Origin of the sequence: Klebsiella sp. WP8-S18-ESBL-06, from assembly GCF_014169755.1 — a bacterium.
Lineage (GTDB): Bacteria > Pseudomonadota > Gammaproteobacteria > Enterobacterales > Enterobacteriaceae > Kluyvera > Kluyvera ascorbata_B.
Map to the genome: position 1 here is coordinate 4,275,074 of NZ_AP022256.1, position 22,491 is coordinate 4,297,564.

General features: G+C 53.4%; 20 protein-coding genes. 8 read left to right on the plus strand and 12 right to left on the minus strand.

Annotation, left to right across the window (positions count from 1 at the left end; genetic code table 11):
- Positions 1-50 precede the first annotated feature (50 nt).
- Positions 51-794 (minus strand): hypothetical protein, encoded by a 744-nt coding sequence (locus tag H7R76_RS20550; protein ID WP_182966319.1) that lies wholly within the window; start codon positions 792-794, stop codon positions 51-53.
- Entirely contained in the window at positions 795-1,505 is a 711-nt protein-coding gene (locus H7R76_RS20555) for an AAA family ATPase (protein ID WP_227673925.1), read from the minus strand.
- Between the two features lie 131 nt (positions 1,506-1,636).
- On the opposite strand from H7R76_RS20555, the gene H7R76_RS20560 reads away from it, so the two are divergent.
- A complete protein-coding gene (locus tag H7R76_RS20560; RefSeq protein ID WP_068815383.1) occupies positions 1,637-2,617 on the plus strand; it encodes an IS5-like element ISKpn26 family transposase in 981 nt (326 codons plus the stop codon).
- 99 nt (positions 2,618-2,716) lie between these two features.
- Here H7R76_RS20560 and H7R76_RS20565 read toward each other — a convergent pair whose 3' ends face one another.
- Both H7R76_RS20565 and H7R76_RS20570 read right to left on the minus strand, forming a co-directional pair.
- On the minus strand, positions 2,717-3,043 hold the full coding sequence (locus H7R76_RS20565; protein ID WP_227673926.1) for an AAA family ATPase: 327 nt from the start codon (positions 3,041-3,043) through the stop codon (positions 2,717-2,719).
- Complete coding sequence (locus tag H7R76_RS20570) at positions 3,027-4,157, minus strand: DUF262 domain-containing protein (RefSeq protein ID WP_182966320.1); 1,131 nt, start codon at positions 4,155-4,157, stop codon at positions 3,027-3,029. The genes H7R76_RS20565 and H7R76_RS20570 overlap by 17 nt, the downstream gene beginning before the upstream one ends.
- Positions 4,158-4,401: 244 nt before the next feature.
- Here H7R76_RS20570 and hsdR point away from each other — a divergent pair, with 244 nt between their 5' ends.
- The 5 genes from hsdR to H7R76_RS20595 all read left to right on the plus strand — a co-directional run bounded on the left by hsdR (position 4,402) and on the right by H7R76_RS20595 (position 11,736).
- The gene (gene hsdR, locus H7R76_RS20575) at positions 4,402-6,831 is read left to right on the plus strand and encodes an EcoAI/FtnUII family type I restriction enzme subunit R (RefSeq protein WP_182966322.1); all 2,430 of its coding nucleotides are present in this window, start codon (positions 4,402-4,404) and stop codon (positions 6,829-6,831) included.
- Positions 6,832-6,905: 74 nt separating this feature from the next.
- The gene (locus H7R76_RS20580) at positions 6,906-8,375 is read left to right on the plus strand and encodes an N-6 DNA methylase (RefSeq protein ID WP_182966324.1); all 1,470 of its coding nucleotides are present in this window, start codon (positions 6,906-6,908) and stop codon (positions 8,373-8,375) included.
- Positions 8,375-10,135: a restriction endonuclease subunit S gene (locus H7R76_RS20585; protein WP_182966326.1), complete on the plus strand. Its 1,761-nt coding sequence runs from the start codon at positions 8,375-8,377 to the stop codon at positions 10,133-10,135. The genes H7R76_RS20580 and H7R76_RS20585 overlap by 1 nt, the downstream gene beginning before the upstream one ends.
- Before the next feature lie 215 nt (positions 10,136-10,350).
- The gene (symE, locus tag H7R76_RS20590) at positions 10,351-10,689 is read left to right on the plus strand and encodes an endoribonuclease SymE (RefSeq protein ID WP_182966327.1); all 339 of its coding nucleotides are present in this window, start codon (positions 10,351-10,353) and stop codon (positions 10,687-10,689) included.
- A gap of 126 nt (positions 10,690-10,815) precedes the next feature.
- Complete coding sequence (locus H7R76_RS20595) at positions 10,816-11,736, plus strand: DUF5655 domain-containing protein (RefSeq protein WP_182966329.1); 921 nt, start codon at positions 10,816-10,818, stop codon at positions 11,734-11,736.
- 52 nt (positions 11,737-11,788) lie between these two features.
- Here the strand turns inward: H7R76_RS20595 and H7R76_RS20600 are convergent, their stop codons facing one another.
- Positions 11,789-12,733, minus strand: a complete 945-nt coding sequence (locus H7R76_RS20600) for a TauD/TfdA dioxygenase family protein (RefSeq protein WP_182966331.1) — start codon at positions 12,731-12,733, stop codon at positions 11,789-11,791.
- A gap of 204 nt (positions 12,734-12,937) precedes the next feature.
- Between H7R76_RS20600 and H7R76_RS20605 the strand changes: the two genes are divergently transcribed.
- Complete coding sequence (locus tag H7R76_RS20605; protein WP_182929539.1) at positions 12,938-13,180, plus strand: DUF2164 domain-containing protein; 243 nt, start codon at positions 12,938-12,940, stop codon at positions 13,178-13,180.
- The gene (locus H7R76_RS20610) at positions 13,177-13,647 is read left to right on the plus strand and encodes a GNAT family N-acetyltransferase (RefSeq protein ID WP_182929540.1); all 471 of its coding nucleotides are present in this window, start codon (positions 13,177-13,179) and stop codon (positions 13,645-13,647) included. Before H7R76_RS20605 ends, H7R76_RS20610 begins: the two co-directional genes overlap by 4 nt.
- A gap of 86 nt (positions 13,648-13,733) precedes the next feature.
- Here H7R76_RS20610 and bglB read toward each other — a convergent pair whose 3' ends face one another.
- From bglB to H7R76_RS20645, 7 genes are all read right to left on the minus strand, one after another.
- On the minus strand, positions 13,734-14,810 hold the full coding sequence (gene bglB, locus H7R76_RS20615) for a beta-galactosidase BglB (protein WP_182929541.1): 1,077 nt from the start codon (positions 14,808-14,810) through the stop codon (positions 13,734-13,736).
- Entirely contained in the window at positions 14,807-17,218 is a 2,412-nt protein-coding gene (locus tag H7R76_RS20620) for a PA14 domain-containing protein (protein WP_182966333.1), read from the minus strand. Before H7R76_RS20620 ends, bglB begins: the two co-directional genes overlap by 4 nt.
- A 237-nt stretch (positions 17,219-17,455) precedes the next feature.
- Complete coding sequence (locus H7R76_RS20625) at positions 17,456-19,126, minus strand: hypothetical protein (RefSeq protein ID WP_182966335.1); 1,671 nt, start codon at positions 19,124-19,126, stop codon at positions 17,456-17,458.
- Between the two features lie 80 nt (positions 19,127-19,206).
- Entirely contained in the window at positions 19,207-20,268 is a 1,062-nt protein-coding gene (locus tag H7R76_RS20630; protein ID WP_182929543.1) for a DUF2955 domain-containing protein, read from the minus strand.
- A complete protein-coding gene (locus tag H7R76_RS20635; RefSeq protein ID WP_182929544.1) occupies positions 20,258-21,325 on the minus strand; it encodes an HlyD family secretion protein in 1,068 nt (355 codons plus the stop codon). The genes H7R76_RS20630 and H7R76_RS20635 overlap by 11 nt, the downstream gene beginning before the upstream one ends.
- A gap of 4 nt (positions 21,326-21,329) precedes the next feature.
- Positions 21,330-21,797, minus strand: coding sequence for a MarR family transcriptional regulator (locus tag H7R76_RS20640; protein ID WP_182929545.1), 468 nt, complete (start codon positions 21,795-21,797; stop codon positions 21,330-21,332).
- Positions 21,798-21,892: 95 nt separating this feature from the next.
- Entirely contained in the window at positions 21,893-22,231 is a 339-nt protein-coding gene (locus H7R76_RS20645) for a YebF family protein (protein ID WP_182966337.1), read from the minus strand.
- Between the last annotated feature and the right edge of the window lie 260 nt (positions 22,232-22,491).

The following is a 22,491-nucleotide window of genomic DNA, read 5'->3' on the forward strand; positions in this document are numbered from 1 at the left end:
CACAAAATTATGCTAGTTATTATCAATAAACACTTAAAAATAAATAGTATTTAAGATACATTACGAAAGACACAGGTGAGTTCTTTAGGATTAGGTCGCCAAATATGATCGAAACCACTTGATAGTAATATTTCGACCTTATGCCCAGGCATTTCTATCAATAGGTAACGATCATGGCAACCTAGATATTTTTGTTGAGTAGTTTCCTGAACACTCCAATCAGAACATACGCTTTTGACAAAATCATTTGTAATCTCTTTACTATTTAGTAAAACATTTAATTTCTCGGGAGTATCTGCATATTCAATAATTAGATTGCCCCTTGGAAGAATAGAATAAAACAGGCTTTTATTATGATCCCAGTTTTTTGCAAAGTAATTATCACAAATTGTTACTCTCCGTGCATCACGGCATAGTATTTCTAGGTACTGTTTCAAATCATCTCGAGATGCATTAGCTTCAATGTTTATGGCAATATGATTATTGATTAATCCATCCTTATAGTGAACATAAGGCAACTTCTTTGATGGGTCATCAGTTAAAATAACTTTCAATGCTGATTTTGAAGCTAATGTAAGAAGATCATCATCCTTTTCCCCTTCATTTAATAGCTGAGGTAATACCCTTTCATAAGTTGTATTGTTGAGGCCTAATTTTTTAGCTGCTTCCCATTGTTTTTTATTTGTGGAGTACGGGAACGTAATCTTTTTTAAGATTCTTTTATACTTCTTCGAACCTGTGTGATTTAAATACTCCACTAGCAATGGAGTTTCAAGTACTATATTTCCTAGCATTTATCTCATCTCCATCAATTCAGCTAATGTAGCATCGAAAAATCCTTTCGGGAATGATGCTTTATTATGGCTAAGATCGGTAAAATCACCATTATCATCAATAAGCAATGAAACAAAAGATTCATCTACGCTAGGTTTATAATGAACCACAACATCAGTAGAGGATATTTCATCATCATAAATTTGATAAGCGATGCGATTAATTAAATGCTCACAATGAGTCTCAACAATAACCTGAATCCCTTTACTCGCGATAAATGTCAGGAATATAGCCAAATGAGCTTGAGCCTTGGGATGTAACTGAATCTCAGGATTTTCCAATAAAATTAGATCTCCTTTTTTCGCCATAAGACATATAATAAGCACCTTAGCAATATAGCTCATTCCGGCACCTAAATTTAATGGCGATACACTCCCCTCCAATTCTCTAATGCTAAATGCAACTTTAACTTGATCTCCTACTTTTTCAGTGACCAGTTCTGAACTCGTTCCAGTAATTAATTTCAACCAGTATGAAACCTGATATGCCAATGTTTTCGACTCGGCAGTTTTAACCAGATACTCTGGAACTGGATTGTTTTTCATTTTATCAAAAGTTGAAAACAAATGCTCCCCAGCCCCACCAACCCGACGTTCAGCTACAGGAAGAAATTCCTGCGCACCTAATCTATTAGCATTTAAATAAAGTAATTCAGGCTCGCTTCCAATCACGCGAGGTTCATATTGATATCCTAAGCGACTATCAGTCGCTGTGTATTCCGCATTCAATACTAGGGAAGGTGCGAACAAGTTCCTGATATGAGATCATCATATTCATCCGGAGCGCATCCCAGAGGGACATCATGAGCCATCAACTCACCTTCGCCGATAGTGAATTCAGCACTAAGCGCCGTCAGACCCGAAAAGAGATTTTCCTCTCCCGCATGGAGCATATTCTGCCATGGCAGAATATGACCGCTGTCATCGAGCCGTTTTATCCCAAGGCGGGCAATGGCCGACGGCCCTATCCGCTGGAGACCATGCTGCGTATTCACTGCATGCAGCATTGGTACAACCTGAGCGACGGTGCCATGGAAGATGCCCTGTACGAAATCGCCTCCATGCGCCTGTTTGCCCGATTATCCCTGGATAGCGCCCTGCCGGATCGCACCACCATCATGAATTTCCGCCACCTGCTCGAGCAGCATCAACTGGCCCGTCAATTGTTCAAGACCATCAATCGCTGGCTGGCCGAAGCAGGCGTCATGATGACCCAAGGCACTTTGGTGGATGCCACCATCATTGAGGCACCCAGCTCTACCAAGAACAAAGAGCAGCAACGCGATCCGGAGATGCATCAGACCAAGAAAGGCAATCAGTGGCACTTTGGCATGAAGGCCCACATTGGTGTCGATGCCAAGAGTGGCCTGACCCACAGCCTAGTCACCACCGCGGCCAACGAGCATGACCTCAATCAGCTGGGTAATCTGCTTCATGGAGAGGAGCAATTTGTCTCAGCCGATGCCGGCTACCAAGGAGCGCCACAGCGCGAGGAGCTGGCCGAGGTGGATGTGGACTGGCTGATCGCCGAGCGTCCCGGCAGGGTAAAAACCTTGAAGCAGCATCCGCGCAAGAACAAAACGGCCATCAACATCGAATACATGAAAGCCAGCATCCGTGCCAAGGTGGAGCACCCGTTTCGCATCATCAAGCGGCAGTTCGGCTTCGTGAAAGCCAGATACAAGGGGCTGCTGAAAAACGATAACCAACTGGCGATGTTATTCACCCTGGCCAACCTGTTTCGGGTGGACCAAATGATACGTCAGTGGGAGAGATCTCAGTAAAAACCGGAAATAACGCCAGAAATGGTGGAAAAAATAGCCTAAATAGGCTGATTCGATTGTTTGCGGGAAAAAAATCGGCCCAGATCCGCGAAATTTTAATCAGCGAGTCAGCTTGGGAAGAAATGACCTGCTTATTCGCACCTTCCCTAGACTATGTTTTGTATTGTTAGAATCCTGAACGCTTATACGGATGGATTTCGCATTAACTTTTTTATTTCTAATTGATGTAAAATCAGCCAAAAATCTAATAACGTCTTCCATGCTATATTGGTTTACTGAAGCGCTATGCTTAATGATTAACATTAGCGCCTGTAAAACACTAGATTTACCAGACGAATTAGTACCTGTTAATATTGTCAATGGTAATAATGGCAGTTCCGTAGAGTCCAGACTTTTGAAACCATTGATACTAATTTGTGTAAGCATCTTTAATCCTCCTTATCATTTCCCGGGCAAAATCAAATCGAATTTTCACATATTCCGTAGTATCTATCGCGCCAGAAAAAACACCTAACTCATCAAAATTACTCTTATATTCTTCTATAAACCCTAGTAGCGATGTGTTATGTGGTAAAAAATTCAAATCAATCTGACTGAAAACCATAACTAATACTTCAAACAAGCCCATATTAACTGGCCGTCTCTTCCCCCCCGATTTTGAAGAGAACCGAAAAGCCTCAGAACCTAAAGATTTATAAATATTAGTCATTCCGATTATACAAGCATATTCAACTTCATCAATTAAAGCATCACTTGCTTTTGTATTAATAAATTTCATAGCTGATGCGAGAAAAGCATCAATGTCAGAACGAAACTCGACCCCAGGCAACTGCCCTGTAATCAATAAATAAAAAGCAACGAATCGAAGAATTAGATATCGATCCCTCATTCGTTCAGACTTTACACCGCCTCCGGTTGCTAACTTAAATGACTCATGTTCAGCTAAATTTTGAATTAAAAGAGTTGCAACTCCCTGATACAGGGCATGACGCATTTCTTGTTTATTCAAATTAATACCACCACGATTCACTCGCTCAAAAATATTAAACTTTACATATTCCGGCGTCGGCGGTTGAATTACATAAGAGTGTAATTGACAATCCTCAAGTTTAGCCTGCAATAGTGGAGGTATATCAGTAAAGTGTTTCCCTCTCAAGTCAGGTAACATGGATAGATCTGTTAACGCAAATTCATTATTAATATAGCGTTTAAGCGCAGAAATTCGCTGTTTCCCATCAATTATTTGTCGGACACCATTTTCATCTTCGAAAAGATAAATTAACGGTATAGGAATCCCCATCAAAATAGATTCGATTAGTTCTGATTGGTGCTTTCGATCCCACACAATCTTACGTTGGAAATCAGGAGCAAGCACTAATTGCCCACGTGCTTCACGGCGCAATAACTCAAAAACACTGGATTGTTCTTTCGCAATACGAACCTCCGTATCAGTCCCCATCTGATGCGGATGTGACGTTAACTCGAGTTCTTCTTGCCCTTCGAGTTCAATAATGTCGTTTTCTACATCCACATCACGCATGTTGAGGCCACCTTTCATATTTCTGTTCGTATCACTATGTTTCAGGAGCAGTACTCTAGTTCTAATAATTTAGAGCAATAACCAAGCCTAATTATACCCTAAGTCTGGCTTCAACCGCGACTATAGCAGCATCATTATGCGAGTCATTTTCCATAACTTGAAGCTCATATACTGCCCTTGGTCATAGCCAGCCCTCTGATTTTATGTACAATCGGAATGGTCCTGATTAAATCGAGAGCGCCCAATGGCTGACCTGAACCTGAGTACCCTGACGGAAGCAGACATCATCACCAAACGCGTTATGCCCGCCATCCTTGATGCTGGCTGGAACGACACAACGCAAATCAGACAAGAGGTCAAACTCCGGGACGGTAAGGTCATCGTGCGTGGCAAAGTCGCAGCGCGTAGAACGGTGAAATCCGCCGATATCGTGCTGTATTACAAGCCGGGCATTCCGCTGGCGGTCATTGAAGCCAAAGCCAACAAACACGAAATCGGCAAAGGAATGCAACAGGGGATCGAGTACGCACGCCTGCTGGATGTTCCTTTCGTCTTTGCTACCAACGGCGATGGCTTTATCTTCCGCGATGCCACGGTTGCTGACGGCGAACTAATGGAAAAACCGATTACCCTCGGCGAATTCCCTTCTCCCTCGGAACTGTGGCAAAAATTGTGCTTATCAAAAGGCTACACCGAAGCTCAACTTCCGGTGATTACTCAGGACTACTACGACGACGGCAGCGGCAAAGCGCCGCGTTATTACCAGCTACAGGCCATCAATAAAACCATTGAAGCCGTTTCCGCCGGGCAGAACCGCGTTCTGCTGGTGATGGCAACCGGAACGGGGAAAACCTATACCGCCTTCCAGATTATCTGGCGCTTATGGAAAGCGAAAAGTAAGAAGCGGATCCTGTTCCTCGCCGATCGCAATATTCTGGTCGATCAGACCAAAAATAACGATTTCCTGCCGTTTGGCACGGCGATGACCAAAGTCACCGGACGGACGATCGATCCGGCATTTGAAATCCACCTCGCGCTGTACCAGGCCATCACCGGCCCGGAAGAAGATCAAAAAGCCTTTAAACAGGTAGCGCCGGATTTCTTTGACCTGATTGTGATCGACGAATGCCATCGCGGCAGCGCTTCGGAAGACAGCGCGTGGCGCGAAATCCTCGACTACTTCAGCGCCGCCACGCAGATTGGCTTAACCGCCACGCCGAAAGAGACCCATGAAGTCTCCAGCACCGATTACTTCGGCGACCCGGTGTATATCTACTCGCTGAAAGAAGGCATCGAAGACGGCTTCCTTGCCCCATACAAAGTGGTGCGCGTTGACATCGACGTCGATCTCCAGGGCTGGCGCCCGACCAAAGGCCAGACGGATAAAAACGGCGAGCTGATCGACGACCGCATCTACAACCAGAAAGATTTTGACCGCGCGATGGTGATTGATGAGCGCACCGAACTGGTGGCGAAAACCATCACCGATTACCTCAAGCGCACCAACCCGATGGATAAAACCATCATCTTCTGTAACGACATCGATCACGCGGAGCGGATGCGCCGCGCGCTGGTCAATCTCAACCCGGAACAGGTCAAGAAGAACGACAAGTACGTGATGAAAATCACCGGCGATGACGACATCGGCAAAGCCCAACTGGATAACTTTATTAACCCTAAAAAGGCCTATCCGGTTATCGCCACTACCTCCGAACTGATGACCACCGGCGTCGACGCCAAAACCTGCAAACTGGTGGTGCTGGACCAAAACATTCAGTCGATGACCAAATTCAAGCAGATCATCGGCCGCGGCACCCGCATCGATGAACGCTACGGCAAGCTATGGTTCACCATCCTCGATTTCAAAAAGGCCACCGAGCTGTTCGCCGACGAACGCTTCGACGGCATCCCGGAAAAGGTGATGGACACCACGCCGGAAGATATCGCCGACCCGGACTCCGATTTTGAAGAGCAGTTCGACGAGCACGAAGAAGAGGCCGAAGACGACATCACCGGTGCCGATGAAGATCCCGCGCCGTATACCGTTACCGGTACAGACGATGTCGGCCCGCTGCCGGAAGACGACGAGAACAAAGTGCGCAAGTTCCACGTCAACGGCGTCGCCGTCGGCGTGATTGCCCAGCGCGTGCAGTATTACGATGCCGACGGCAAGCTGGTCACCGAATCCTTCAAAGACTATACCCGCAAAACGCTGCTCAAAGAGTATGCCTCGCTGGATGATTTCACCCGCAAATGGCAGGACGCCGAGCGCAAACAGGCCATCATCAAGGAACTGGAACAGCAGGGGATTATCTGGGAAGTGCTAGCGGAAGAGGTCGGCAAAGAGCTCGACCCGTTCGACATGCTGTGCCACGTGGTGTATGGTCAGCCGCCGTTAACCCGCAAAGAGCGGGCGGAGAACGTGCGTAAGCGCAACTACTTCACCAAATACTCCGACGCCGCGCAGGCGGTACTGAATACGCTGCTGGATAAATACGCCGACGCGGGCGTGCAGGAAATAGAGAGTATTCAGGTGCTGAAGCTCAAGCCGTTCGACAGCATGGGTACGCTGCCGGAGATCATTAAAAGCGGATTCGGCGACCGTAACGGGTATAATCAGGCCATCAGCGAGCTGGAGAGCGAAATCTACCACCTACCGCCCCGCTCCGCGTAACCACTCCCCTTTTGCGCCTTCTGCTGCCACCGCGTAGCAGAGGGCCTTATTGTTAATGAAACATGGAACACATCATGTCAATCAGCTCAGTTATCAAATCCTTACAGGACATTATGCGCAAAGACGCCGGTGTGGACGGCGATGCGCAGCGCCTCGGCCAGCTCTCCTGGCTGCTGTTTCTGAAAATCTTTGACGCCCAGGAAGAGGCGCTGGAACTGGAGCAGGATAACTATCAGTACCCAATTCCGCAGCGCTACCTGTGGCGCACCTGGGCGGCGAACGCCGAAGGCATTACCGGTGATTCCCTGCTGGAGTTCGTCAACGACGACCTGTTCCCGGCGCTGAAAAACCTCACCGCGCCTATCGATAAGAACCCGCGCGGCTTTGTGGTCAGACAGGCGTTCAGCGACGCCTATAACTACATGAAAAACGGCACCCTGCTGCGTCAGGTGATCAACAAGCTGAACGAAATCGACTTCACCAGCGCCAGCGAACGCCACCTGTTCGGCGACATTTATGAACAGATCCTCAAAGATCTGCAATCGGCGGGCAATGCCGGTGAATTCTATACCCCACGCGCCGTCACCCGCTTTATGGTCGATCGCGTCGATCCGAAACTCGGCGAGTCGATTATGGACCCGGCCTGCGGCACCGGCGGCTTCCTCGCCTGCGCGTTCGATCACGTGAAAAATAAGTACGTGAAGAGCGTGGCCGATCACCAGACGCTGCAACAGCAGATCCACGGCGTGGAGAAAAAGCAGCTCCCGCACCTGCTGGCGACCACCAATATGCTGCTGCACGGTATCGAAGTGCCGGTGCAAATTCGTCACGACAACACCCTCAACAAGCCGCTGTCGTCGTGGGATGAACAGCTGGATGTCATCGTCACCAACCCGCCGTTCGGCGGCACCGAAGAAGACGGCATCGAGAAGAACTTCCCGGCAGAGATGCAGACTCGCGAGACGGCGGACTTGTTCCTGCAATTGATTATTGAAGTGCTGGCGAAAAACGGCCGCGCGGCGGTGGTGCTGCCGGACGGTACGCTGTTTGGCGAAGGCGTGAAAACCAAGATCAAAAAGCTGCTCACCGAGGAGTGCAACCTGCACACCATCGTGCGTCTGCCGAACGGCGTGTTTAACCCGTACACCGGGATCAAAACCAACCTGCTGTTCTTTACCAAAGGCCAGCCGACCAAAGAGATCTGGTTCTACGAGCACCCGTACCCGGCAGGGGTGAAGAACTACAGCAAAACCAAACCGATGAAGTTTGAAGAATTCCAGGCCGAGATCGACTGGTGGGGCAACGAGGCCGACGGCTTCGCCAGCCGCGTCGAGAACGAGCAGGCGTGGAAGGTCAGCATCGACGAGGTGATTGCCCGCAACTTTAACCTCGATATCAAAAACCCGCACCAGGCGGAAACCGTCAGCCACGACCCGGATGAACTACTGGCGCAATATGCCAAGCAGCAGGAAGCAATCCAGACCCTGCGCCACCAGCTGCGCGATATCCTCGGCGCGGCGCTCTCCGGTAAGGAGGCCAACTAATGGCGGTAGAAAAACTGATTGTCGACCATATCGATACCTGGACCACGGCGCTGCAAACCCGCTCCACGGCAGGGCGCGGCAGCTCGGGCAAGATCGATCTGTACGGCATTAAGAAGCTGCGCGAGCTGATTCTGGAGCTGGCGGTGCGCGGCAAGCTGGTGCCGCAGGATCCGAACGATGAACCGGCGTCGGAACTGCTCAAACGCATTGCGGCGGAAAAGGCCGAGCTGGTGAAACAGAGGAAAATTAAGAAGCCCAAGCCGCTGCCGGAGATTAGCGAGGAGGAGAAGCCGTTTGAGCTACCGATGGGGTGGGAGTGGACGAGATTAGGATTTATTTCAAACTATGGTTTTTGTGATAAAGCAGAACCTGAAGACGTAACGCCTGAAACATGGATCCTTGAATTAGAGGATATAGAGAAAGTCACATCAAAGCTTCTCAATAAGGTAACTTTTGCAGAAAGACCATTTAAAAGCTCTAAGAATCGATTCTCACAAGGTGATGTACTTTATGGAAAATTACGTCCGTACCTGGATAAAGTGATCGTTGCTAATGAACCGGGTGTATGTACTACTGAAATTATCCCAATAACAAGCTATGGTAATATTTACCCAGAGTTCTTACGTCTATTGCTGAAAGCACCAAATTTCATTACTTACGCAAATAGCTCTACACATGGAATGAACTTGCCCAGGCTTGGTACAGAAAAAGCTCAGCATGCCGTCATCGAATTAGCTCCTATCCAGGAGCAACTGCGAATTGTTTCACGTGTTGATAAACTTATGTCCCTCTGCGACCAACTGGAACAGCACTCCCTGTCCAGTCTGGACGCCCATCAACAGCTGGTTGAAACACTGCTAACCACGCTAACCGACAGCCAGAACGCCGATGAACTGGCCGAAAATTGGGCGCGTATCAGCGAACATCTCGACATGCTGTTTACTACCGAAGCCAGCATTGACGCCTTAAAACAGACCATTCTGCAACTGGCGGTGATGGGCAAACTGGTGCCGCAGGATCCGAATGATTCTTCAGCAAAAGATTTATTAGAACAATTAAGCACATCACGAAATAAAAAGCTAAGACAACAACAAGCTGATAATAAAGAAGCTGAAACAATGCTTCGTAAAATAAATAAATTAAAAAAGGCAAAGCCACCATTCAGATTACCGAATAATTGGACGACAGTTCATCTTATTGAACTTTGTGAATACTTAGTTGATTGTCACAATAAAACGGCCCCATATACAAATACGGGCATACCAATAATTCGGACAACTAATATACGTGAGCGAAAGTTTCTGGAGCAAGACTTAAAATTCATTAGCCAAGAAACATATAATTTTTGGTCCAAACGTTGTCCGCCATCACCGGGAGATATTATATTTACCCGTGAGGCTCCTATGGGCGAAGCATTGATCATACCACCAAATGTTAAATGGTGTTTGGGACAACGAACAATGCTTATTCGAGTTATGCATGAATTTGTTTCTAATGAATTTCTCTTGCTTGCACTTACAGAGCCTCATTTACTTGAAAGGGCATCGGAAAATGCTGTTGGTTTGACCGTTAAACATCTACGAGTAGGAGATGTTGAAAATCTAAACATCCCTCTTCCACCGCTAAATGAACAGTATAGAATAATTGATAAAGTTAATATTTTATTTGAATATTGCAACAAGCTTAAATCCAACATAAAAGCATCCCAACAAACCCAGCTCCACCTGGCCGACGCCCTCACCGACGCCGCCATAAATTAACCCACCCCCAGAAACCAATAAAGCGGCTAAATAGCCGCTTTATTCCCATCACCAGAAATAATCCATCCCCGCATCCACGCCGTTATTTTCATTCATTTTCAGCTGGACTTTCCTTCTATTCCCTGATGATATATACAGGTATTTTTCGCAAGACGCCCGTGCTGCAACACGAGCGCCTCGCTAATCACAATCACTATTCATAGGAAATAGCCATCATGACTACCCCGCATTCTATTGCAGAATTCACCGATCCAGAAGTCTCCCCGGCAAATAACCGCGCCGCCACCGTCAGTTATGCGAGCCGCTACCCGGATTACACCCGTATTCCCGCCATTACCCTGAAAGGTCAGTGGCTGGAAGCCGCCGGTTTTACCACCGGCAGCAAAATGGATATTAAGGTGATGGAAGGATGCATCGTACTGACCGTGAAACCACCGGAACCACCGCTGATGCAGTCGCTGCATCAGGTCTGCACGCTGTCGGCGCGCAAACAGCGTCAGGTGCAGGACTTTATCGGCGTCATTGCCAATAAGCCGCGCAATCGGGAAGCCTAAACCCCGTAGCCCGGCAGCCTCCCCGCTGTCGGGCTTACAATATTTCTCACAGCCAAAAAACCGAATTCCTCTTTTATCTCTTCCCACTCCACGTATGATAGTGCGAATAACCTTCAGGAGGGATCCATGAGCGATATCCAGCTTTTCCGCCTTGGTGCCGGGAAAGTACAAGAACTGCCGGGCAAAGCCGCGGCCATTGAAAAAGATCTGCAAACGCTGATCGAATCCCATATGGAAACCTTTCTCGGCGTCCGCTTTCTCGACACCGAATACAGCACGGGTAAAACGCACCGTGGGCGAATTGACTCCCTCGGCCTTGATGAAAATAACTGCCCGGTAATTATTGAATATAAGCGCCACAGCAATGAAAACGTCATTAACCAAGGGCTGTTTTATCTCGACTGGCTGCTCGACCATAAAGCGGAATTTCAATGGCAGGTGATGGAGAAGATGGGTAAAACCACGGCCGAAGCCATCGACTGGTCCGGCACGCGATTAATTTGTATTGCCGCCGATTTTAATAAATACGACGAACACGCCGTGCAGCAGATTAATCGTAATATCAGCCTGATTCGCTACAAGCTGTTTGCCGATGATCTGCTGATGCTGGAATTAGTTAACGCCGTGGTGGAAAACAGTTCACAACAAATCACCATCGATGCCCCGACCAGCAACGGCAAGCGCCATACCCGTACCCAGCGCGAACAGCTCTCCTCCGCGCCACCGGCGTTGCTGTCGTTGCATGAGCAGCTAAAAAGCTTCGTGCTGTCGCTGGGCGATGAAGTACAGTTTAAAGAGCTGAAGCTGTATGACGCTTTCCGCCGGATCCGCAATTTTGTCTGCGTGGCGGTGTACCCCGTCACCGACCCACATCTGCGGCTATGGCTGAAAATCAATCCGCAGCATATCCAGTTAGAAGAAGGGTTTAGTCGGGACGTCACTCATATTGGCCATTGGGGCACCGGCGACGTTGAGCTGATTGTGCGTAATGAACACGATCTGGATAAAGCCAAACTGCTGGTCGAGAAAGCCTATCAGGAAAACTGATCCCTCCCGGCTTCGCGTGGCGTTGGCATCACTCCAGCGCCACCTTCCACATTCACGACGCCGCGCTCACCGCTCCTTCCCCATTCGCCGCATCCTGCGGTTTCGACACCGTGCGGCTTTTGCTGCCATCCACCCCCACCGCAATCTCCCCTTCCACCGTCACCCGGCGCACCACGCGCGGCTGGGTGCCGTAGTCGTTGACCGCGTAGTGCTGGGTGCTGCGGTTATCCCAAATCACCATGTCGCCCTGCTGCCACTGCCAGCGCACGGTGTTGTCGAGGCGGGTGATGCGGTTTTGCAGCAGCTCGAATAACTGTGCGGATTCCCGCGAGCTGAAGCCCACCAGCCGTTTGACAAAGTGCCCCAGCAGCAGCGCACGTTCGCCGCTGACCGGGTGGACGTGCACCACCGGGTGTTCGGCTTCCCATACCGAAGAGACAAACACTTTCTGGTGATGCGCCAGTCGGTGGCTTTCGACGACAACGCGTTCGGCACCGTAGTCATAGTCGTTGCTGTGCACCGCGCGCAGGGTGTCGACGAAGCGCTTGAGCGTCTCCGGCAGCTGCTCGTAGGCGCGGGCGGTGTTGGCCCACACGGTGTCGCCGCCGTATTCAGGGATGGTGACACCGCGCAGGATGGAAATTTTCGGGAAGGCGTCAACGAAGGTGACGTCGGTGTGCCAGGAGTCGGCGCGGCCGCCGCCTTTCGAGGCGTCGAGTTCGAACAGTTTAGTGCCTTCCGGCGCAGGGACGGTGGGATGGGCGACAATCTTGCCGAAGCGCGCGCCGAAGGCCTGATGCTCGGCATCGGTCAGATGTTCCTGCTGGCGGAAGAACAGCACTTTGTATTTCACCAGCGCCGCGTCGAGCTGTGCGAAGGTGTCGGCATCGAGAGTGGAAGAGAGGCGAATATCGCGGATCTCCGCGCCGATATTGCCCGCCACGCGGCGAAGGTTTAATAAAGGAAAATCAGTATCAGCAGTGTTCACAGCAGTCATGATGGCGCCCCTTTAATATCGTCAGAAACCCGAATATAGAAATATTCCAGCGGGTCACAAAGTCGACTTTGTGATATTGATAGCTGCCGGATGGGATTATGTAGGCCGGATAAGGCGAAGCCGCCATCCGGCGATGCTCACCGTTGTGCCTGATGGCGGCTTCGCCTTATCAGGCCTACCGTTTCTTTGCCGACAGGAGTCGCTATGACCACGGAAATCACCCTTACCCCCGCCGAGCGCGAGAAGCTGCGCGATCGGCTGACCGACTACTGCGCCAAACAGTTCGACCTCGATCTGGAGCAGTTCGATGCGGAGTTCTTTATCGATTTTATTATCGAAAATCTGGGGCCGGCCTTTTATAACGCCGGGATTGATGAAGCGATTCGCACCCACTTTGCGTGGAGTGAGCGCATTCAGGAAGAGATGGATCTGAAGAAAATTCTATGAGTTCACCGTACGTTATTCGTTCTTTACGCGACCATCCCGAGCAGATGGCGGCGGTTATCGCCTATTTCCAGCAGCAGTGGGCGTCGGAAGCATCGATGATGGTTTACGACGATGCGCTGCGCCGCACGCCGGGGGCGAAAAACCCGCTGCCGCAGTGGTACTGGTTGCAGGACGGCGATCGGATCATTGGCTGCGCGGGGTTGATTGCTAACGATTTTATCAGCCGCTGCGAACTGTATCCGTGGCTGTGCGCGCTGTACATTGAGCCGGATTATCGTCAGCAGGGGTTGGCCCGCCGGTTGATTGAGCATATCGCCCGGCACACAAAAGAGCTTGGCTTTACGCAGCTGCATCTGTGTACCGATATCGACGGGTTTTACGAGAAAACAGGATTTGCGTTCAACGGGCTAGGATATCACCCGTGGGGTGAGTCCTCGCGGGTTTATACCCGCGAATTGAACCCGTAGCCCGGAAAGGTGCCGGGTGGCGGCTGCGCCTTACCCGGCCTACAAAACCGCGGCGTAGGCCTGATAAGCGCAGCGCCATCAGGCAATTAGCGGCACCATTTCTCCTGCTGAAGTTCCAGCAATAGCAGCATCATCAGCGCCTGGGCATAGGGCACCGGGGCCATGGCGATATCACAGTAATATTGCAGGTCCGGCCCGACCATCGTCCCTTTTGACGCTTCCAGTAAAATCCCATCGTCGATCCTGTCGCGCAGCGCATGCCAGGCCCGCATCGCGTGATCGGCCACCTTCTCGTCGAGGATCCCCATTCTGACGCCGCGCAGCATGCCGTAGGCGATCCCGGCGGTAGCGGAAGATTCTTGCGGCGATAAAGGATCGTCGAGCAGCGTGTGCCACATGCCGTTGTCGGCCTGAAGCTCGCAGAGCGTATTCACCTGACGCGCGACCACCACCGCGAGATAGCGCTTCACGCTGGCGTCGAGGCTGTCGCCGAGCAGGGCGATAAATTCCGGGATCGCCACGGTGATCCACGCGTTACCGCGCCCCCAGAACGCTTCGGAGAAGTGATGTTTACCGACAAACGTCCAGCCGTGGTACCACAGGCCGCTCGCCGGTTCACACAGGTAGCGGGTGTGTAGCAGGAACTGGTACGAGGCTTCGTCGATCAGGTCTTTGCGCTTGAGCACCACGCCCGCGGTACCGAGGAACAGGCAGGTCATAAACAGCGTGTCGTCCCACAGATGACCAGTGTTCGGCTGCTCTTTCACCACGTGCTGGAAGCCGCCCTCTTCCGTTTTCGGCAGCGTGCGCAGCAGCGCGTCGGCCCAGTCGTTCACCACCGTCAGCAGATCGTCACGCCCGGTGTGCCCGGCCACCAGCGCCAGCGTGATCATCGGCGCGGTGGTGTTGATCTGGATTTCCGGCAGCCCTTTCGCCAGCTGATCTTCATACCAGGTGAGGATCGACTGCTGGAGGCGAGCATCATTCTGCTGGCGCGCATACTGCCAGAAGCCGTACAGGCCGACGCCCACTTCCCATTCCCACTCTTCGAAGTGGATGGCAAAACCTTCACCGTCGCGGGTGCCGACTTCACCCATATTTTTCAGGCGGCAGAAGCCCTGAACCACCTGCTCCAGCAGGCCGTTTAATGCTGCGTTGTTCATTGCATGTCTCCTGACACCGTGACCTGAATTTCATTGCCCACCAGCGTCGGAAACACGGCGGCCTTGCCGTTGCGCTGACAGTTGCCCTGCCCGTCGAGCTGCATCAGCGTGTGCTGGCTATCCATCACCCGCGCGACGTCGCCTTGATGTTCAATGCGCAGCGTCTGAACGCGCTGGCAGAAGGCGCTAAAATCCCCTTCGCCCACTTCCAGCCACCACGCCACGCGGCGGCCTTCGGCGCGCACTTCATCGCCGTTGACGGTGAGCGGCTGCGAGCACAGCACGGCGGCAAACGCGTTGCCCGCCCGCACCACCACGCCCTGTGCCAGCGGGCGCACTTCATCAAAGGCTTCGGTGTGAAGATGCAGATGCGTCCAGCCCTGCGACTCCTGCTCGTCGAGCTGCCACAGCAGCATCGCCTGATTTTCCACCTGCATCACGCGCGGCAGCACGCCGTTGCCCGCCCAAAAGGAGGGACGCGCTTCGCTGCCCGGTGCCACGTCACCCGGGTGGTTCACCCACAGCCGCGCCTCAGGACGCGTGGCAAACTGCACATCCACCAGATGCTGCTGATGACCGCGTTCGCCGGTGTGGTGATCGACGCAGCTGGAAAGCATCACCGCGGGCTGCTTCCACGCCACAATCTTGCCACCGCCGCACGCGTAGTGGGCGCTGAGCGCGCCGTGAGATAGGCGGGCGTACTGCGCAGACTCCGCCGGCGGCGCATAGTCGCTCAGGCAGAAGAACGGCAGCGAGGCACACTTGCGGTTAACGTGCCCACCGCCCCAGGCCACGTGGCCGAACGCTGAGAGCTCGGACATCTGGCTGGCCAGCAGCTCTTTTTCATAGACGCGGCCCATGGTGCCTGCGGCAATCCCGGACTGATAGTGCAGCGCGCTCATGCGCATCAGGCGGTCAATCAGATACCGTGCACGCTGGCGCAGTGCAGGGTCGTCAGCCAGCTGATAAAGCGCGAACAGGCCAATGTCGTCCACCGGGTAATAGGGCGCGGAATTCCACTCGACAAAGCCTTGCTGCTCGATGGCATCAAACCAGCCGTTCAGACGTTGGGCGGCTACCGCCTGTTGTTCGCGGCCCGTGCGACCAGAGGCAATAAAGCGTTCCTCCGGGAACATTTTCCCGGCAAGGTACTGGGCGGTGTGGAAGCACAGCGCATGGTTTTCACTCCAGAACCACATCACATCGTTGCCCAGTTCGTCGTACCAATAGCGGTAGCCAACAATCGCCGAGCGCACGCGCTTCCATAACGCGGCCGGGAAATGCTCGCCGTGGAAGTCGTGCCAGATCCACAGCAGCGGTACCATGGAGAAGTCCGAACAGTCCTGCCGCGCGCTGATGCGCTGGAGCGTGCTAATCAGCAGTTCCTGCGCCTGCGGGCCGTTTTGGCCGACGTGCAGCATCGCCAGCAGGCGGCCGGTGCGCGGCACGCCGTGTTCAGCAATAAAGCTCAGCGCCGCGCGTTTGCGGGTTTCCAGCACGCCTTCGCCGCCGGGCGGCGTGGCGTCGGGCAGCACGGTCAGGCTCAGGCTGCGGCTCATCGTCACGTCGTTCAGGCTGGCGGTCAGTTCAAGACGGTAACGCCCCATCCCAACGCGCTCCGGCAGCGCGAGCGTCAGCTTCCCGTCGTCGACCACGACGGTGCCAAAATCCAGCGGACAGGTGGCGATAACGTCATTGCCGAGGCTGTGGATCGCGCCGCCCAGATGCAGCGTATTCGCCGTCAGGCCGCTCAGCGTCAGACGCTGGCGCTGAGCCACGATCGTCGCGGGCAACGCGTCCATAAACCGCTGAACGGCGGCCAGCGCTTCGCCGTTCATCTGCGGCAGCGTGGCTTCCAGCGGCGTTTCACCAAGGTAAATCATCCGCAGCGCAAACACGGTGTCGCGTTCAAACAGCTCATCAAGGTGAATCAGCAGCGCGTTCTCCCCCTGCTGAAGGGCAATGTCAACCGGCAGCGTTTGCAGCGTATTGCGGGTAAACGGCGTAAAGCAGACGGCCTGCTCGCCGTCGACCCAGAGACGTACGCCGCCGCAGGTGGCAATCTGGAAGGGGTACCGCCCTGCTGCGGGCGCATGTAAGGTCACACGCAGCCAGCGCTGGCTGTGGGTGGCGACGTTTTGTACACCGGAGAACGTTACCGTATCGCTGTCGCCGGTCCAGGTGACGGCCGCCGCCGGTAGCGCATGTTCCGGGTTGACCGCACGCCCGGCAGCATCCCGGCGGAAAATACGCCGACAGAACGATTCCTGCGCCGGGCCTTTGCCGTTGGCGAACGGATAGTCCATCGGTTCATCCATGGCTTCGCCGGTGAAAAATTCGGCAAACCGCGTATTGTGCGGCGATGAAACCGTAAAGTGCGTCAGCGCCCCGCCCGCAACCAACCTCATAGTACTTTCCTCAATAGCCGATAGTCATTAACCGCTATTTTCGGGAAACGAGGTGAGGCACGCTACGCGCGGGGTTGCGCCGATACGCGGAACTGCCTGGTCATTCACAATCTCGCCCTGACGAGAGAATAAAACGTGATAGACATCACATCGAAAACACCCAACGCGCTACACAGGCCGGGAAAACTCACGTTTCCCGGTAACCGCAGAACGGTCAGCCGCGATCTCTGTCACATTTTACCCTTTCAATTGCGTCAGCTCGTGGCTCAGGCTGTCGGCCAGCATCCGCACGCGGGTCGGGTCAAACAGCACGTGCAGCCCCGGCGAGGCGTCCGCGTGCTGCTCGCAGAAGCTGGTCATTTCCGCCGCGCAGCGGTAAAGCTCCTGAATATTCACCTGGCAAATCTCGCGCATGCTCCAGCTGTTTTCCACCAGCCGGGCGAAGTGGAGGGTGAAGAAGGCTTTTTGTGCGTGGCGGAACAGCAGACAGTAGAGCGCAAAACCCTGCCACTCTTCCTGCCAGCGCTGGTGCAGTGAGAACGGAAACGCGGCGCGTTCGGCAAACGCCAGCGCCTGTTCGCCCAGCGTTAGCGCCGCTTGGTAAGCACCGTCTTTTTCTTCGGCAATCAGCGACAGGTTACGGGCAGAGGTGGCGACATCGCTGGCGCTAAAGAAAATATCGCGCTCCGAACCCGGCAGCCAGTGGTTGCGGTTGAGCTGGCCATACAGGCTCCACACCGCCTGGCCGTAGCTTTCCGGTACCTGGCTGTGACGATGAAAGACGTGGTCGCGCACGTAAATGGCCTGATACAGCACCTGGCTTGCCTGGCCTAGCAGCGATTGAAACTCCGCAAACGCCGCCGGATCAGGACGCCAGCCGTAGCACTCATCCAGCCAGTGGGTCAGCAGCGCCGCGTGCGTGAGATGTTCATGTTCCCGCGACAATATCTGGCTGCAGGCAACCAGGTTACATTCGCTCAGCGTGCCGATAACCCAGTGGTTGTCGACCCCTTCCCAGCTCGTTTTGCACACCGCGCCGTTGATGGTGGCGTTACCGCGACACCACAGTAAGCGCCCCTGCAGTTCGTCGATGCGCGGGAACGGCAGCACGCCCCAGCCTACCTCTTCCCCGACCAGGTCCAGTTCGACCCAGACGTCGCGATCTTCAACGTCAAGCAGGGCGGGATTGTTGGGGAAGGTCGGCCAGAAGCGCTCCGGCGTCAGCTTGATGGAGACAGACACGCACTCCGGCAGCGTGCGAATGGCTTCCATCACGTTGCTGATATCGTGGTTGCCCGCCGGAAAGGCACGCAGCACCAGGTGTTTATTTTCACGCATCACCGCCCGCGCCATGGCGCTGAAGCATTGGGTGTAGCGGGACAAGCTGCGCGGGTCGATATGCGGCGACGGGTCGTCCTGCCCGGTCAGCTCCCAGTTGGGACGGGAGATAGGCAGCAGGCCGTCGGTATTAGAGAGCGCCACCAGCAGGCCGCTCATGGCGGGGATTTGCTGGCACAGCAGCGTGAGTTTATCCGCCAGATACTGGCACCAGAACTCGACGTCAAAGCGGATGCTGCCGTCTTTATCAATCAGCTGCGGGTGTGCCGCCAGCAGGTCGGCCGGGAAACTGAGTTCTTTCGCCTGGAGATAGAAACGCAGCCCCTGCTTGTGGCAATAACCGGCAAGACGGTTGAGGTAAACGCAGCGGGCGCGCTGCTGGCTGGAGAGACGATCGTTGTACTGGTGGGGCGTGTAGCCCTTCGGCGAGACCAGCTTGTCGAACAGATCGACCTGCCCGACAATCACGGTATTAAACTGATGGCGGGACGCCCACTGCACCAGCTCGCAGGCCTTGTCCCAGTTCCAGAACTCTTGGTTGTTCAGTTCCAGCGCACGCGTCTTCCACATCGTCTTTCTCCCTCACGCCACCGCGGCGAGGGATTATTGTAAGCACAGATGGGGGCAAACAATCAGCGTCTGGAAGTGCGCTACTTCACAATAAAGCGCGTTGGGGCGAAACAGTTGAGCAGCCGGTGCAGAATAAACACCATCGTCAGCGTCGCCAGCAGGGAAATTGTCACCGACGTAGCGCGATACAGGTCGCTGAACACCAGGTCGCCATCCGGCTGGAGATTCTGGCCGAACATAATGCCAATGGTGGTGATGCTGGCAAAACCAACGCCTGCGCCCACCTTCTCCATCACGTGCAGCCGCGCGCTGAAGGCCAGCCCCAGGCCGATCAGCGGCATCATCAGCAGCATATGGCTGCTGTGATCGTAGAGGATCAGCTGCACCACCAGAATGTACAGGCAGGCTAGCACCACGCCGACCACGCGCCAGATGGAGCTGATCACCGCGCCGCGATAGTGCATCGGGAAGAGGATCAAGATCCCCGCCATCAGCGCCGACAGCGAGTCGCTCAGGTCGCTGACCTGGAAGACGATAAAGATAATCGTCGCCACGCTGCCGGAAAGCAGCGATTCATGGCGTACCCGAGCAGCGTCTTTTTCAATCAGCGGCGGCGGCTTGCGCGGTTCTGCGTCCGGGATCAGGTAGTGCATTAACGCACTCAGCGCCACCGCCATCACGCTCGCCTCAACGTTGGAAAATAACAGCGTGTGCCAGTTAGCCGTCGGGTAGCTCATAAAGTTGAGCATCACGCTTTGGCACACCACGCCCATCGAGCCAAACAAGAACAGCGGCCCTTTACTCATAAAGCGAAAACGCATCACGTACAGCGCGAACACAACGGCCGTCATAATCACCGGCCATTGGCTTAAATAGCCGATGATCAGCACCATTTCGATGCAGTTTAGCGAGGCGCTGAAGATAAACTGTTTGGCGACGTGACGGTTGAACACCGGCACCAGCGCAGTAAGCAGCAGCGGATAAACCACATAGAAAACGCCGTACTGGGTATCAAAGAAGCTCGAAATACTCAGCGCCAACATCCCGGCAAAAGAAATGCGCAAGGTCTGACGGAAATCGTTCGCCGTATAGACGATATTACCGTGAGGGGTAAAGACCTGCGCGAGGGTGTTAATAGACATAGTGCAGCCAGCTGACAAGATGGATTTGCAGGCCGGAGAAGAAACGGGCAAATGTGCCTTCGCTGTTGTACAGCTGGACGGTGGCGCGCGCGCCGGTCGGCAACGTTTTTTCCAGCGGCGCGTCCAGCGCCACGTGAATGCGCATACGCTGCGCGTCGCGCACCCAGCGGGTGGACTGCTCAGGCTGCGATAGCTCGCCGTTCACCGCTTCCTGACCGGCGAGGATCCCGGCGTCGCTGCTGGTCACCCGCGCCCGGAAAACCTGGCCCGGTAAGGCATCAAACACCACCGCCGCATCCGTTCCCTGGCGCGTATGGCGCAGGCTTTTTTCGCGGAAGTCGGCCACGATGTCGGTTTTCTGGTTGACCACCGCCATCACCGCGCTGCCCGCCGAGGCATAAAGGCCTGGGCTGAGCTGGAGGTTACTGACGGTACCGTCCGCTTCAGCGCGGATTTTGGTCCAGTCGAGGTTGAGCTGCGCTTCCCGCAGCGCCGTCTGGTACTGCCGAAGCGTGACGTTATGTCCATCATCGCGCTCGCCGCGCTGAATTTGCAGGTTGTGAATGGAGGCACGCAGCGCGCTCACCGACTGCTCGCTGGTCTGCCAGGTGGTGCGCACTTTATCAAGATCCGCCTGAGAGACATTCTGCATGCGGCTCAGGCTTTGGTAGCGATCGTAGGTCACCCGATCGTTACGCGCGGTCAGCTGCGCGGTTTTCAGGTTGGCCTCGGCGGCAGCAATCTGCGCATCCAGCTGCTGGTTGCTCAGCTTCGCCTGAGCCAGCGCTAGCGCGGCGGAATCCACTTTATTCTGGAACGGCGTCGGGTCCAGCTCATACAGCAGATCGCCCTTTTTCACCGCGCTATTATTGTGCACATAAACCTGCGAGACGTAGCCGGAAACGCGTGACGAAACGGGCGTCACCACGCGCATCACCGTGGAGTCCGGCGTCAGCGGGATCCAGATATCGGCAACGATAAAATAGGCAAACATGAGCAGGAAAGAGGCAATACTCACCCTTACCCAGCGGGCAAACTTCTGTTCTGGCGTCATCATGGTGTTAATCGATTTTATTATTTTCTTCGCGGATATTCCGCAGATTGCAGGCTATTTGATTCAAAGTGTCGCTAAACTTCACGATGTCGGCGGCAGGAATACCGGTGGACACGCGGGCCTGGAAGACTTCAATCACCTGGTTTAGCGTCTGGAGCACTGACCGACCTTCGTCGGTGAGCGTCAGCAGGCGAATGCGTTTGTCGTACGGCGAGACGGTGCGCAGCAGGTAGCCCTGTTGCTCAAGTAACGTCAGCGTGCGCATTAGCGGCGGCAGTTCAATACCCTGCACTTCCGCCAGCTCGCTCACAGAGACATTATCGCCAAGCTGGAGCAGCTGCATCAGCACCGTCCAGCTTGACTGGGTCAGGCCGGTATCGGTGATGGCATGATCGATAATCGAACGCCACTGGCGCACGACCATCGCCATCCGCATCCCCATCGGGCGGCGGGCAAAGCGCTCTTCTTCAGTCATGGCAGTCTCCGTTCATTTCGTCGATGTACGATAATACTTACCATGGTAAGTATCAAGGAACGAAAGGCGTAAACCGCATGGATTGTAAAATGGCCCTACTTTCCGGCGATGTACTCGACGTCCATCGTTTCGCAGTCGACAAAACCAATACGCGCCAGCTTTGCCAGCGGTCCTTTGGCCACGAATGGCACGCGATACTCATCATCTTCAATGGTGACTTCGCCGAAGATCAGCTCAGGCGTGAGCGTACCGAGCGTACTTTTTTCTCGATACCAGTGGGGAAAGCGGCCGCGCAGGTAATCCTCTTTAACGCGTAAAAGCGCTTTGCGGGAAAAATCGAGGCGGCACACGGAAGCGGTGTCAGGGAAAACGTCGTTAACAATAAATATACCGGTGATGCCCGCGGTCAGCAGGCTACAAAATAGTGCAGTCACTAATAATGTTTTTTTCATGCTGAAGGTAGGTGTATTGGGTTAAATAATCACGGGAACCAAGACCATTCTAAAAATAAATAAAAACAAGTAAAGCAATGTATTGGTATTGTTTCGTAAATATCGAATCAATCACCTAATCAAAAAGATGAGTTGCCCGTCATTATGCGTACCAGCGTTAATCCTTTGCTCTAATTTTGTTATTTTACAACACAATAAATGCGTTATTGTTACAACGCATACCAGTTTAAATCAGATGAGCG

Coding starts and splice junctions, on each gene's coding strand:
- H7R76_RS20550 (WP_182966319.1), bottom strand. CDS start 794: ATGCTAGGAAATATAGTACTTGAAACTCCATTGCTAGTGGAGTATTTA.
- H7R76_RS20560 (WP_068815383.1), top strand. CDS start 1,637: ATGAGCCATCAACTCACCTTCGCCGATAGTGAATTCAGCACTAAGCGC.
- H7R76_RS20565 (WP_227673926.1), bottom strand. CDS start 3,043: ATGCTTACACAAATTAGTATCAATGGTTTCAAAAGTCTGGACTCTACG.
- H7R76_RS20570 (WP_182966320.1), bottom strand. CDS start 4,157: ATGCGTGATGTGGATGTAGAAAACGACATTATTGAACTCGAAGGGCAA.
- hsdR (WP_182966322.1), top strand. CDS start 4,402: ATGGCTGACCTGAACCTGAGTACCCTGACGGAAGCAGACATCATCACC.
- H7R76_RS20580 (WP_182966324.1), top strand. CDS start 6,906: ATGTCAATCAGCTCAGTTATCAAATCCTTACAGGACATTATGCGCAAA.
- H7R76_RS20585 (WP_182966326.1), top strand. CDS start 8,375: ATGGCGGTAGAAAAACTGATTGTCGACCATATCGATACCTGGACCACG.
- symE (WP_182966327.1), top strand. CDS start 10,351: ATGACTACCCCGCATTCTATTGCAGAATTCACCGATCCAGAAGTCTCC.
- H7R76_RS20595 (WP_182966329.1), top strand. CDS start 10,816: ATGAGCGATATCCAGCTTTTCCGCCTTGGTGCCGGGAAAGTACAAGAA.
- H7R76_RS20600 (WP_182966331.1), bottom strand. CDS start 12,733: ATGACTGCTGTGAACACTGCTGATACTGATTTTCCTTTATTAAACCTT.
- H7R76_RS20605 (WP_182929539.1), top strand. CDS start 12,938: ATGACCACGGAAATCACCCTTACCCCCGCCGAGCGCGAGAAGCTGCGC.
- H7R76_RS20610 (WP_182929540.1), top strand. CDS start 13,177: ATGAGTTCACCGTACGTTATTCGTTCTTTACGCGACCATCCCGAGCAG.
- bglB (WP_182929541.1), bottom strand. CDS start 14,810: ATGAACAACGCAGCATTAAACGGCCTGCTGGAGCAGGTGGTTCAGGGC.
- H7R76_RS20620 (WP_182966333.1), bottom strand. CDS start 17,218: ATGAGGTTGGTTGCGGGCGGGGCGCTGACGCACTTTACGGTTTCATCG.
- H7R76_RS20625 (WP_182966335.1), bottom strand. CDS start 19,126: ATGTGGAAGACGCGTGCGCTGGAACTGAACAACCAAGAGTTCTGGAAC.
- H7R76_RS20630 (WP_182929543.1), bottom strand. CDS start 20,268: ATGTCTATTAACACCCTCGCGCAGGTCTTTACCCCTCACGGTAATATC.
- H7R76_RS20635 (WP_182929544.1), bottom strand. CDS start 21,325: ATGATGACGCCAGAACAGAAGTTTGCCCGCTGGGTAAGGGTGAGTATT.
- H7R76_RS20640 (WP_182929545.1), bottom strand. CDS start 21,797: ATGACTGAAGAAGAGCGCTTTGCCCGCCGCCCGATGGGGATGCGGATG.